Below are 14,324 nucleotides of genomic sequence, written 5' to 3'. Positions count from 1 at the left end.
TTAAAAACAAAAGGTTTGTTAGATATATTAAATGAGGTAACGATGCTCTAAAAATTTATTTCGATATTTATTCTGGAAGATTCTAATTGCTTTTCGCTTTGGGTTTTAAAACTGTATGAGACTATTTCTCCTGCTGTGTTTTTTGATAATGCTTCTAAAAACACTAAATATCGCTCTACAAGCAAGTCTATCCTATCTCTGCTAAAAAGATCTTTTCTGTATTCAAGGATAAAATTTGAACCGTTTGATATTATCCACAAATCGTATTTAACCTGTTCTGTAGGTATGTTTTGAACTTTTGCAGTAAGATTTTCGTTGATTCTAAATTCATCATGGGCAAGGTCATTCCAGGTAAAACCGGTATTGATAAAATTGGCTCCTCTTTCTCCCCTTTCGAATTCTAAATCTTTTAAAATTAAATCGATAGGATACATTTGATTTTCAAAAGCATTTGATAATTTATCCTGAACCATCTTAATTATAGTCTCGAAATTTTCATTTTGATGAAGATGTAATCTTATCGGTAACAGATTTACATAATAGCCCAATTGATCTTCTAAATTGGCATGAGCACGACCCGCAAACGGAACACCTAATATGATATCTGTTTCTGCTGTTTGTAAGTTTAAAAAGCTAAAAAATGCCGCTAAATGAAATGTAAATTCAGTAACATTGAGTTTTTTAGCGATTTTTTTGATAGACAAATTAGCTTCCGTATTCAGGAAAAAATCTACTTTGCTGCCCTGATTATTAGCGTTCGTTTGTGGCAAATAATCATAATTAAGTTTTAATGGTCTTAAATATCCCTGCAATTCATTCATCCAATAAGTATTGGTAATCGCATTTGTTTTTATTTCATTCTTCAACCAATGACTATACTCTTTATATTGAATAGCCAATGGAGAAGAATCCACAACTTGTTTTTTTAATATTGAATTATAATTAGCACTTATTTCTTCTATCAGAAGCTGTAGTGACCACGCGTCTGATATTATGTGATGGATGACGAATAAAAAGGTATAATGTTCATCACTTAAACGGACTAATTTTGCTTTGAATAATGGTACTTTGAATAGATCGAATGCAAAACCGATTGTTTGCTGAATTTCATTTTCTAATACTAATTCTTTATCCGTATTAGTACTAAAATCTTCATATCCTACTGAAAATTGAAATGCTGAAGATGGAATAATAAACTGTTTGATGTTTTTTTCTTCATCTTCTTTAAAAACGGTTCTCAATATTTCATGTTTTTGGATAACGAGATGAAATGCTTCTTTAAAAGCCTCAATATCAAACTTTCCATAAAAATGATATACTGCCGGAATATTATAAGCGATCTCTTTTCCTTTAAACTGACTCACCATCCAAAGGCTCTTTTGAGCATATGACATTTCATAGGAAGTCGCATTTGGCACAGCATCAATAGACGTGTAATTATTTGAAAACGAATTTTTTATCAGTTCAGCCTGATCTTTTAAAACCGAGTATTCAAATAATTTTTCGAAAGAAACAGCAATCTGAAATTGTTCATTTATTTTATTTATTAACTTACCTAATTTAAGGCTGTGTCCACCTAAATTAAAAAAATCATCTGCTGAACTTATGGTTTCAAGTTCTAAAACATCTTTCCAGATAAGGGCCAATGTTTTTTCGATTCTTCCTGTTGGTGCAATAAGTCCATTATTGATTTCTGTATTTCCATCAATGTCCGGAAGTGCTTCTTTGTCTGTTTTTCCGTTTGGCGAAAGCGGAATAAACGGAACTCCAACATAATATTGTGGAATCATATAGCCAGGCAATATATTTTGCAGGTATTCTTTAAAATCATTTTTAGAAATACCTTCACCTCCGGTGTAATAAGCCGCTAGGATATCAGTGCCTTTAAAATGTTTTACAACAACGACAACTTGTTTTACAGTGTCTGAAATATTTAATAAACTATTTTCTATTTCCTCCAGTTCTATTCTGTATCCTCTTAATTTTACCTGATGATCTTTTCTGCCCAAATATTCGATATTTCCGTTAGGAAACCATTTTACCAGATCGCCTGTATCATACATGATACTGTCTTTGATAAATGGATTTTTTATAAATTTAGTAGCGCTAAGTTCTTTTTTGTTAAGATAGCCGAGCGCAATTCCTTTACCTGATAAATATAATTTACCAACAATACCAAGAGGTGTTAACTGCAAATTTTCATCTAATACATAAGCCTGTGTATTAGCAATAGGTTTGCCTATAGGGATTGATTTATATTTTTTATCTTTTTCTAATTTATAATATGTACTGTATGTTGTATCTTCAGAAGGCCCGTAGAGGTTTCTAATTTCTGCCCTAGTATTTAATAATTCTCTAGCGATATCTACAGGAAATGGTTCTCCTGCTAGATTGATAATGCTTGCATTTTCTAAAGCTGAAAAATCTTCCTCAATCAGACTTCTGATGCTTGAAGGAACTGTGTTGATTAAAACTCTTTTATCCTTTTTTAATTCTTTGCTTATTTCCAGAGCATTGCCTAATATTTTTATCGTTTTTCCAACAGATAAAGTAAAAAACATTTCATAGGCAGAAAGGTCAAAACAATGTGATGTGGCAGCATAAACGATATCAAAACTACCGGTATTAAATTCTTTTTTGGCCCAGTGTAAAAATGCTGTAACATTTTTATGGGTAATAAGAACTCCTTTTGGTTTACCGGTAGTTCCCGAAGTATAAATAACATAAGCCAAATCTTCGGCTTTGTTTATTTTTTGAAGATTTTCTTTGGCGGAATTTTTCTTTTTTAGAAGAAACTCATCCAATTCTTTTTCATCAATTACGACTTTGCAATTGCTGTCTTCTATAATATAATTGATGCGTTCAATCGGATAATTAACATCTATTGGCACATAGGCTGCTCCTGATTTAAGAACCGCTAAAATGACAATTACTAAATATTCATCTCTTTTTAAACGTACTCCTACTAAATCATTTGGTATGATATCATAATTTTCTCGAAGATAATGCGCCAATTGATTTGATTGCTCATGAACTTCTTTGTATGTCAATTGTACATTATTAAAAATCAAGGCACAATCATCTGGCGTTTTATCTGCCTGTAATTCTAACAAATCGACAATAGTAGCTTCTTTTGGAAAATAGATTTCATTTTTGTTGAATGTCTTTAGCAACAATTCTTTTTCACTTTCCTCTAAATATTCTATGGTATCAATCGTAACATTGTCGTCGTTAAAGACAATACTTAAAAGGTTTTCAAAATGTTTGAATATGGCATTAATCCAAAACTCATCGTATATATCTGTATTGTATTCAAGGCTTAAAAGCAGTTCTTCTTTTTTCTCTGTAAAAACAAAACTAAGATCAAACTGAGATGTATTTCTTTTAATTTCAAATGGCTCTACAGCAACTCCTTCCATCGGAGCATTTGCATGTATAGTTTTTAATTGTTCTTGATTTTGCAATACGACCAACACATCAAACAAGGCCGATCTTGAAGCATCTCTTTTTAGATTAAGCTTATTTACTAAACTGCTAAAAGCATAATTTTGATGTTCGTATGCATCGATTAACGTTTTTCTTTGTACTTCTAATAATGCCGAAAAGCTGTCAGTTCCTGTTATTTTGGTTTTAATAGCCAAAGTGTTTAAAAATAAACCAAGCTGATTTTCCAGATCTGGATGTTCTCTTCCTGCTATTGGAGTTCCCAAAATAATATTATTTTGATTGGTATAACGGTATAATAAAGCGTTGACTCCAGCCATTAAAGTCATAAAAGGCGTTACGTTATTCGTTTTAGAAAATTGCTTTAATTTTGATAAAAAAGCTTCTGAAAAGGAATATGTTAGCGTATTACCACTATAGGTTTGTTTTGCTGGACGGCTCTTATAACTTGGTAATTCTAAAACAGGAATTTGTCCTTTAAACACAGATAACCAATATTCTTCTGAATCTAAAACTGATTTTTCGTTTTCCTGAGATTGCATCCATACGGCGTAATCTTTGTATTGAATTGTTATTGAAAAATCAATTGTATTTCCCTGAATCAGATTATTGTAAGTCGTAACAATCTCAGAAATTAATAATTCTAGAGACCAGCCATCTCCAATAATATGCTGCATCACCAAAGAAAGGATATGTTCGTTTTCTTCGGTTTTTAAAAGAGCTGCTTTTAATAATGGCGCATTTGTTAAATTAAAAATGGTAGCTTGTTGCTCATTTAAATATTGAGAAAGTTCTTCTTTACTCTTATTTGAATAATTTTCCTGAATCAGGTTAAATTTCCATTGCCCTTCTTCTAAAATATATTGGCTTATTTCGCCGTCATGACCTGCTTTAAAGTAGGTTCTTAAAATTTCGTATTTAGCAATCAAAAAATTAAAAGCTTTTTCGAGTTTTAAAACATCTACATCGCCTTTTAATTTTACGGCACCATGCATATTATAAGCACTATTACCACCTTCAAACTGACTCAAAACCCACATTTTATGTTGTGACGCTGTTAGCGGATAATAGTTTTGAACCTCGGTTTTAGGAATTGACTGATAGTTTTCTTTTCTTATTTTTTGACTTATTTGTGCAATAGTAGGCGCAAGAAAAAGCTCTTTATAAGAAATCGTACCGTTAAGTCTTTTGTAAATATTGTTGATCACCTGCCCTATCATTAAGCTGTGACCTCCTAAATCAAAAAAGTTATCTTCGATTCCTATTTTTTTAATACCCAGAATTTCCTGCCAAATAGCGACTAATGTCTTTTCTATTTCATTTCCCGGAGCTACATAATTAGCATTTGATAGCTGATGAAGCGGCAAATTTTCGAGAACTTTTCGATCTGTTTTTCCGTTTGGTGTTAACGGAATTTTATCTAAAGCGATAAAATAGTTCGGCACCATATAAGCAGGCAGTTTTTCTTTCAGATAACTTTTTAGTATTTCTTCATCAATACTTTTGTTTTTAGTGAAATAAGCAACTAAGTTTTGTACTGCATTATTTTGCAATACCAGAACAACAACCTGAGTTACGTTTTCTGAAAAAGATAGAATTGCATTTTCAATTTCTCCAAGTTCAACGCGATATCCTCTTAGTTTTACCTGATAATCTTTTCTTCCTAAAAAGTCAATAGTACCATCTGGAAGCCATTTGGCCATATCTCCAGTATCGTACATTAAAACGCTGTCACTAAAAGGATTTAGTATAAATTTTTCTGCCGTTAATTCAGCACGATTAAGATATCCTTTTGATAAACCATCTCCTGAGATGTATAATTTTCCGGCTATACCAACAGGCAATAATTCCAGATTTTTATCTAATATATAAACCTTCGTGTTCGATATGGCTTTACCTATCGAAACAGATGTCGTATATTCTTTTTGTGCAGATAATTTATATGCAGTACTGTAAGTCGTATCTTCAGATGGTCCATATAGATTTCTTATTTCAGCATTTGTATCCAGTAATTTTTTGGAAAGATCAACTGGAAATGGTTCTCCTGCTAAGTTGATTATAGTAGTATTTTTTAAACTATATCCGCTTTCAATAATATGCCTAATACTTGAAGGAACCGTATTGACCAATACTTTTTTATCATGCTGAAGCGCTTCTCCTATTTCTAAAGCATTTTCAAGAATTCTTATTTTTTTTCCGATAGATAAAGGATAAAACAATTCATAAACAGAAAGATCAAAACAATACGAAGTTGCCGCATAAACCATCTCAAAAGCATCTGCATTATATTCTTCCTGAGACCAGTAAATCAAAACAACCGCATTTTGATGCGATATCATAACTCCTTTTGGATTTCCGGTTGTGCCAGAAGTGTAAATAATATAAGCTAAATCTGTGTGATGATTTATTAGTTTAGGATTATCTGTGTTATTAGAATGGTCTGTATCATTAAGATAATTTCTTAAATGATTTTCATCGATCACCAGTTTACACTGACTGTCTTTTTCTATGTATTGAATGCGTTCTTCAGGATAATTAATTTCAATAGGCACATAAGCAGCTCCCGATTTAAGTATTCCTAATAAAACTATTGGTATAAATTCGTTTCGCTCTAATTTTATTCCTACCAGGTCATTCGGCTGAATACTGTATTTTTTTCTTAAATAATGCGCTAATTGATTGGCTCTTTCATTAAGTTCTTTATAAGTCAGTTCTTTATTTTTAAAAATAATAGCCGTATTATCAGGTGTTTTTACTGCTTGTTCTTCAAATAATTCAACTAAAGTTTTATTGGCATAATCTTTCGCAGCAGGATTAAAATCATGAAGTAATTGCTCTTTTTCTAATAACGAAACAATGGCTATTTTATCAACAGTTTCGTTAATATAAAGATCCAGATGCAATAACCAATTTGCATAAGAATTTAAAAAATGATCTGCTATACTTTCTTCTACGAATGAAGAATCATACGAAATATTTAATTCTAATGCTTTATCATTTTTAGTTACTGATAATGAAAACGGAAAATTGTGGTTTGCTTGCGCAGTTTTCGAATTATAGAAAAAACCAAAAAGCGCATATTTAGAAAAGGGAAAATTTTCCTGTAATTTATCTTCGTATTCTGAATAGGAGTATACTTCCTGAACTTCTTTTTTAATTTCCTGCAAATAATACTTAAATGACTTGCCAGACGTTTCAGCATTTTTATACAATAAAGTTATTCCATCGTTATTTACCTTCGATGAAAAAATAAAACTTTCAATTTCAAAATAGCGTTGTAATAAAGCATTAAAAACGGTCAGTAAAACAGTTAATTCTGCTATATTATTTTCATTAGTAAGCTTGCTGAAAAATGAAATACTATTACGATCAACTTGTATACTCTTAATTTTTGGGTTTTCTATCTCAACACTATTAACCAGAGGACTATTTTTAACTTTTTTTATCCAATAGTTCGAAATGCTTTTTTGTTCTATGGTTGTCATTTAAAAATCTTATAATTAGATAAACATTCAACTTCTTCAAAATCTTATGAAGGAATTATTGCAGTACATTTTTGTTGTAAAAAATATTTTCTTTAAAAAATAACTGAAAAACGTGTAATGGTTTTAAAGTCGATTACTTACATAGAAAATATAGATATTCTAAATAGTTCTTTTCTATAAAATAGTAAGTCCCTAAAAATTAATTTGATAAAATTTTATCTACAGTTCTAAAGCTTGTTTTACTAGCTTTAATTTTGTAAATAATAGGAAGGAATGGTAGCGGTGATATTTTTTTGTAGCGAATCGATTCTAACAACAATTTTATTGATATTATTTGTATTTAAAACCTGACATTCTAATCCGCTTAATGCACCGTAAGAGATTGTTTTAAAGTCTCCAACTCTAAAATTTTCAACATTTGTTTCAATCTCAGTTAAATCATTACCTAATAAAATAAGTTGAATTTTTTTAATTTCTTCGTCACTTACTTTAGCATAATCCATTCCAAAACGTATGTACATGCATGCTCCATTAACCGAAAGTGTTTTGTAAAAGTCTAGTGAAGAATTAATCTTTACAAAAATATAAGACGGAAAAAGTAATTTCTGAATATTCTTTTTTCTGTCTGTACGCTTACTCTGAACCTCAATTGTGGGTAAAAAAGCCTTAATAGACAACTGTCCAAGTACATCAAATACTTTTTTTTCATGATGGCATTTTACATATAAAACATACCAACCATTTTGAGCTGATTTCATAAATATTAAGGTTTCTTTAATAGCTACGCTGTTCTCGGTTACGAGAATCTTTATCTAATTACTGGTTTGAAAAACTAAAAAACGCATTAGATTTATCGCTAAATTAATAGGACTCTAAACATAAAAATTACGGACTTTTCAGATAAAAACTACGGACTTTAAATAAAAAACATAAAATATTGATAATGAAATAAATAAACGTGTTATTTTAATATAAAAGAGAATGTTTTAAATTAAAATAATATAAAGATTAACACGGATCCCGTTCTAAATAAGACATAAAAATTTATATCTTTTTAGATCAGTTAATTTCAATAAAACATGTGAAGTTTACAAATTAAAAATTACCGCAGAGAACGTTACGTTTTTTTACTTTTAACTTTTATAAAAAGGCAAAGTTCGCAAAGCTTTGTATTGATATAGCTTTGCGAACTTTATCCTTTTCGAGGGAAAAATAATTAGTAATTATATTTTTTCATGTTTCTCTATAACATTTAGTATTGATCCCAAATTAAGTTAGTTCCTCAAGATTAAATATAACTTCGATTTTTGTTCCTTTTCCTATTTCTGATTCGATATTAAAATAACCTTTTAATGAGTTTGCCCGCTCTCTCATATTACTTAACCCAATACCCTCTTTTTTGCTTTTTATATCAAAACCTTGTCCATCATCAATAATCGACATTTTTAAAAGTCCATTTTTTTCTGATTGAATTTTTACTTCGCAATTTAAAGCACCTGCATATTTGTTTACATTTAAAGTAGCCTCCTGGATAATGCGATATAAATTGATCTTATATACATTTTGAATAATTGACCATTCTAGGTTTTCATCGATTAAATATGTAAATTGAGTATTACCTGTAACGTTTTGATTTTCTACTAAAGTTGATAGCAGAATATTAAAATCATTACAATCTAAAAAAGAATTACGGCTTAAGTCATGTGATATCGTTCTGATTTCATTTTCTATATTCTGAAGTTCAAAAATATATTCTTTTCTTTTTTCGATTATTTCATTTTCTACTTTCGAATTAAAAAATCCCAGATTCATTCGAACACCATAAATTCTATTCATTATTCCGTCATGAAGTTCTTTTGCTATTTTGGATTTTTCATTCTCTTTTGCATTATTTATTTTTTCATGCTGCTCCATTAACAGCAAGTAAATTTCCTCGTTTGCCGATTTCTGTTTCTTTAAAAACTGTAGTTCTTTATTTTTATATTTCGAATATCGCAATATAACAATGATCAGCAATAGAAAAACTAATGCAAATGAAATGGTTAAAATATAGAAGTTTTTCGTCGTCAAAATTTTATTTTCATCTTGAATTCTTGAAGTTTCGTATTCGATTCTTGCATATTTATTATGTGCATTTTTTTGAACAATATTAATACTGTCACTCAAATTAATGTATTCATTTGCATAATAAAAACTATTCTTTTTATCTAATGTATAAAGCAGTTTTAATGACGTTAAAATTTCATTACTATTCTTAATTCGGTTTGCCAGAACATTGGCTTCCTTAAGAATATTAATTGCTCTAAAAGTATCTTTTTGTGTTAAGAAATATTCGCCAATATGGATTTTTTTGTATAGAATATCTGATTCATTTCCGTTGTTTTTTAAAATTTCTAATGATTTTGAAAACATCGCGTAAACATTTCGATAGTCTCCATTTTTCATCTTAGAATACGCTAGATTACTAAGAACATTGGCATATAATCTAGGCCATTTTTCTTCTAAATTATTAGAAAGCAAACCTTGTAATTTTGCGATAGATTTTGAGTATTCCCCTTTTAAATCATAAAGATTACAGATATTGATACTTGATGCGATATAATAATTATTTTCTTCATCTTTATCAATACCTGTAATCTTCATTTTTTCTAAATTATTCAAAGCTTGCTGGTGATACCACAACGCCTTGTCATAATTGGCCAGCTTTTCTAAACATGTCCCCATTAATGTATTGCAGGAATAGATTAACCTCTGATCCTTAGAATCTCTTAAATAATGCAGGGCCTTAGAAATTTCAACTTCGCATTCTGTATAATTTCCGTCATAAAACAAAACATACGCTTTATTAAATAACATTCGTGCCATATTACTATAATCAGATAACTTATAATATAATTTTTCTGCCTGTAAATAATAAAAATAGGCGCTGTCTTTTTTTACACTTCCATAACTATCTCCGATATAATAGAATGCTTTGGCCATTCCCTCTTTATCATTAACCTGTCTTGATAATTTAAGAACCAATAAGCTTACATTCAAAGATTTTTTCAGATTGTTATTATAGTAATACTCAGTAGATAACTTAAAATAAAAGTTTCTAATAACAGAATCATTTTCCTGAACCCGCAATACATTAAATATTGAATCTAAGTATTTTTCTTTTTTTTTGCTTTCTAAATGATTATTGTCAAATGAAAGAGTTGTTTTAATTTTTGAACTCGTTAATGCTGTTTTCTTACATGAAAAAAACATCAGTACCAGAATTAAACAAATTATTTTATAAAGTTTCGTCAAAAGTTTAAGTATTATTTTACAATTTCAAATATAGCGTTTTGAAATAAAAAGACTATAAAATTTAAAAATAATAAAACACTAGTTCTTAAAAATAATATGACAATTAATCTTTTCTTGGTGGTCTTGGAATAATAGGATCTCCCTCAGTAAGATTATTTACTTGCGGAATCGTGTCGTTGCTGATTGAGTCTCTAACTTTTGTAGTTGCATTCAATTTTTGTAATTGGTCTTTTGTTACCGTTTTTGATTGATTGCCGCTATTTGTTTCAACTTGGTAATCATCATTTGTGCATGAAAAAGTTAACAATGCAATAGAAATAATTAAACCTGGAATAAATAATTTGTTTTTCATAAAAATAATTTTAATTTATTGTTAAGACAAAAAAACAACTTACTCCGAATTAAAATGTACGGTAAATCCGTAATATTTCGTTTATTCTATAATAAAAGTAGGATTTCAATTAGCTGTAATTCAACACATAAACTTCATTGTAAAACAATTAAATCCCTATTACGGAAAATCCGTAATATTTCTTACATTTGTTTCAAATCGAATTTAAATAAATTATGAATCTTAATATTTTGATCGTCGATGACCACCCGATGACGGTAGATAGTTATGTTAACCTTTTATCTGATGGGGAGTTTCAAGAAAATATTCCAAACTTTATAAAGAGTCATAATTGTGAAGATGCTTATAATAAAATTATATTTCACCTCAAGCAAAATATTAATATTGATCTTGCTCTTCTTGATATTAATTTACCTCCTTATAAACCATTAAATATCAATAATGGTATTGATTTGGCATTTCTACTTAAAGAAAAACTACCCAATTGTAAAATAGTACTTCTTACAATGCGTAGTGAACCATTGACAGTAGATAAAATAATAAAAGGTATACAGCCTGAAGGTTTTATATCAAAAAGTGATATCAATTTTGAATTATTCCCCGTAATCTGTAAAAACATCATTAATGGTGAAATATTCAGAAGTAATACAATAGTAGAATCACAAAGAGAGCTATTTAAGAAAAATATAAATTGGGATAATCATGACAATCAAATTTTAATCTTAATTTCTGAAGGTGTAAAAACGGTAAACCTTCCTGATTATATACCTCTTTCTATGAGTGCAATTGAAAAAAGAAAAGCAAACATAAAAGATCAGTTACTAAAAGGAAAAGGAAGTGATAAAGATTTAATTGAAAAAGCGAAAGATTTAGGATTATTGTAATTTGTTTTTTATGTGTAAAACTCAGTGATGTTGATGCTGACGTCACCATGAAGCTTAATAAGAAGTGCATTGCCTACATCACAGAATAGCCACCAACCTTCAAAAATGCCGACGCAGTCCTTTTAGAATTTAGGACGCAGTCAAAATAAATAGGATACATATAAAAAGTCCCAATCTCAAAATTTCCGGATTGGGACTTTTTTTGGTAATAATTCCGTTAAGGCATCTTTAACTAATCAACTTTACAGAACGAAACTAAATCTTCATAAGTTCCTACTCTGCGGTAAAATCTTACCTGTCAATAGTTTTTTGACATATCATTTAATTAAAAGATTGGTCTAACTACAGGTGTATATTGATATGTTGCTTAAACATTTATTAAAGATGCAGGGCTTCCTTCAATTCCCACACCAATTTGTCCTCCGACCGAAGTAAATCCCTCAGCAGACAAATTATCTGAATCAACAGTAATTAGTAGTAATTCACGAACTTTGTCATTTAGCACATAATAATAATAATAATAAGGAATTCTATAATTTACAAATACATTATCTCCCAATTGAGAAAAATGGGAAGAAAAATCAGAACACGCTCTTTCATAATTTTAGCTTAGGAATATTCAGTAAACGTTCCAAATCCTTCAAAAAAAAGTTCGACATTTGCTCCGTCGAGGCTTCTAGAAAAGCTTCAGAGAAATCTGAAGCTTTTTTTGTTTAAGGTAAAAACGTAAAAAATTAGGAGGCTTTTATATAATTTACAATTTCTAAGCAACCAAAAAAATGCGCAAAGTTTACAGGAAACTTTGCGCATTTTTTGATAGTAACACTTATAATAACCAGCGCATTACCAAATTGTTATTCTGTCTTTCTTCGGCAAAAACATTTTATCTTTAGGTTGTATATTAAATGCTTCGTAAAAAGGTGAAGTATTCATCAGCGGACCATTAACACGCCAATTTGGTGGAGAATGCGGATTGTTGTTAATCCATAAACGCAGAAACTCGTCTTTCATTTTTACTCTCCATATTTTGGCTATGGAAATAAAAAAGCGTTGGTCTGGAGTAAAACCATCAATTTTTGTATTTCCTTTTCCTTGTTCGGTCATTTTAAAAGCATCATAGGCAACTGCTATTCCGGCAATATCTGCCGTATTCTCGCCAACTGTCATGGCCCCATTAATGTGCAGATCGCCTAAAACAGTGTATGTGCTGTACAAATTGATTACCTGTTGTATTCTTGACTTAAACTGTGCATAATCCTCTTTTGTCCACCAGTCTTTTAAGTTGCCATCCTTGTCATATTGAGCACCCTGATCATCAAAGGTATGGGTTATTTCGTGACCTATAACCATTCCGATACCTCCATAATTAAGTGCATCATCTGCATTATTATCAAAGTATGGAGGTTGTAAAATACCTGCTGGAAACACAATTTCATTGGCAGTAGGATTATTATATGCCGTAACGGTTGGAACCGTTGCATACCATTCTGATTTATCGACTGGTTTGTCCAATTTTGCCAATTCAAATTGACATGCAGCTGTAGCCGCCGAAACCATATTCTCAAAATAGGTATCTCTGGCTATCTGTACACTGCTATAGTCTTTCCATTTGTCTGGATACCCTATTTTCTTAGTCATGGCTGCCAATTTCTCTTTTGCTTTTTGTTTGGTACTTTGACTCATCCATTCCAATTTATCAATTCTCTTGGTATACGCTTTTTGCAAATTATTCACGAGGATTAACATACGTTTTTTGGCATCTTCTGAAAAATATTTCTTTACATACAATTGACCCAATGCTTCGCCTAAGTAATTGTCAACGACATTAGCCATTTTTTCGCCACGTGATTTTTGAACAGCTTGACCAGAAAGCACTTTGGTATACTCAAATGAGGCCTCTACAAAAGGTTTACTTAAATCATCTGCATATCTTTCTAGAGAATTTGCTTTCAGGTAAATTTTCCAATTACTAATAGGGATGGTTTTCAAAAGCTTATTAAGGGCATCATAATAAGCAGGCTGGCCTACATTAATAAAATCGGTTTTAGCACCTAACTTATTTAAAAAAGTAGTCCAGTCTATGTTGGGATGCCTTTTTACAAGATCTGTCACAGCCATTTTATTATAATTTGCCTGCACATCCCGAAGTGCAACTTTTGTTCTATGCGAAACGGCGAGTTGTTTGTCAATATCGTAAACCAAATTAGCATTCTTTTTTGCCTCTATGGCATTGCTGCCTATTTGTTGAAATAATGTCGTAAGGTATTTTTTGTACGCTTCCTGTATCGCAACAGTCGATGAATCTGATTTGAAATAATAATCTCTATCAGGCAAACCAATACCCGTTTGATAGATTTGGGCAATGTTCATACTGCTATTTTTTTCATCGGGTGACACTCCAAAACCTATCATAGAAGGGTTATTCACTTTTACTTCATTCACTACAAAGTTCATTAAAGAAGGTAAATCGCTAATGGCTTCAATTTTGGCAAGTAAGGGTTTAATAGGTGTATAACCGCGTTTGTCAATGGTTACAGTATCCATACCAGATGCATAAAAGTCTCCTACCTTTTGTGCTATACTCCCCTCTGGATTCTTGCTTTTCGAAATACTGTCTAATATTCCTTGCAGGCGCATTCGTTGTGGGTAATTCATAAACATATACGCACCAACTCCAGCTTGAGAGGCAGGTATTGCTACAGAATCATACCATTTGCCATTTACATATTTAAAAAAATCATCACCAGGCCGCAACGTAGAATCTATTCCTGTGATAGCACTATTTTTTTTTCCTTCATGTTTTGAGCACGCTGTAAAAGCTAAGAATGCAATGAAGAGCATTAATGAATTTCTCATAATCTAAAT

Annotated in this window: 7 protein-coding genes; 1 reads left to right on the top strand and 6 read right to left on the bottom strand. The window is 30.6% G+C overall.

Going from position 1 to position 14,324, the window contains the following annotated elements; all coding sequences use genetic code 11:
• Positions 1-47 precede the first annotated feature (47 nt).
• From LNP22_RS09130 to LNP22_RS09115, 4 genes are all read right to left on the bottom strand, one after another.
• Positions 48-6,929 carry a non-ribosomal peptide synthetase gene (locus LNP22_RS09130; protein ID WP_229976259.1) on the bottom strand — a complete coding sequence of 2,294 codons (6,882 nt, stop codon included), beginning with the start codon at positions 6,927-6,929 and terminating at the stop codon, positions 48-50.
• Positions 6,930-7,177: 248 nt separating this feature from the next.
• Entirely contained in the window at positions 7,178-7,687 is a 510-nt protein-coding gene (locus LNP22_RS09125) for a UpxY family transcription antiterminator (protein ID WP_229976258.1), read from the bottom strand.
• A 511-nt stretch (positions 7,688-8,198) separates the two neighbouring features.
• The gene (locus tag LNP22_RS09120; protein WP_229976257.1) at positions 8,199-10,181 is read right to left on the bottom strand and encodes a tetratricopeptide repeat-containing sensor histidine kinase; all 1,983 of its coding nucleotides are present in this window, start codon (positions 10,179-10,181) and stop codon (positions 8,199-8,201) included.
• Positions 10,182-10,326: 145 nt separating this feature from the next.
• Positions 10,327-10,575, bottom strand: coding sequence for a hypothetical protein (locus LNP22_RS09115; RefSeq protein ID WP_229976256.1), 249 nt, complete (start codon positions 10,573-10,575; stop codon positions 10,327-10,329).
• 215 nt (positions 10,576-10,790) lie between these two features.
• Here LNP22_RS09115 and LNP22_RS09110 point away from each other — a divergent pair, with 215 nt between their 5' ends.
• Entirely contained in the window at positions 10,791-11,459 is a 669-nt protein-coding gene (locus tag LNP22_RS09110; protein WP_229976255.1) for a response regulator, read from the top strand.
• A gap of 367 nt (positions 11,460-11,826) precedes the next feature.
• Here LNP22_RS09110 and LNP22_RS09105 read toward each other — a convergent pair whose 3' ends face one another.
• Positions 11,827-12,018: a hypothetical protein gene (locus LNP22_RS09105; protein ID WP_229976254.1), complete on the bottom strand. Its 192-nt coding sequence runs from the start codon at positions 12,016-12,018 to the stop codon at positions 11,827-11,829.
• A gap of 284 nt (positions 12,019-12,302) precedes the next feature.
• Positions 12,303-14,315, bottom strand: a complete 2,013-nt coding sequence (locus tag LNP22_RS09100; RefSeq protein WP_229976253.1) for a M13 family metallopeptidase — start codon at positions 14,313-14,315, stop codon at positions 12,303-12,305.
• Between the last annotated feature and the right edge of the window lie 9 nt (positions 14,316-14,324).

This window comes from Flavobacterium flavipigmentatum (genome assembly GCF_020911905.1).
In the GTDB taxonomy this organism is placed as follows: domain Bacteria; phylum Bacteroidota; class Bacteroidia; order Flavobacteriales; family Flavobacteriaceae; genus Flavobacterium; species Flavobacterium flavipigmentatum.
The sequence above is the reverse complement of the archived record's forward strand: the minus strand, read 5'-3'. Positions and strand labels throughout refer to the sequence as shown.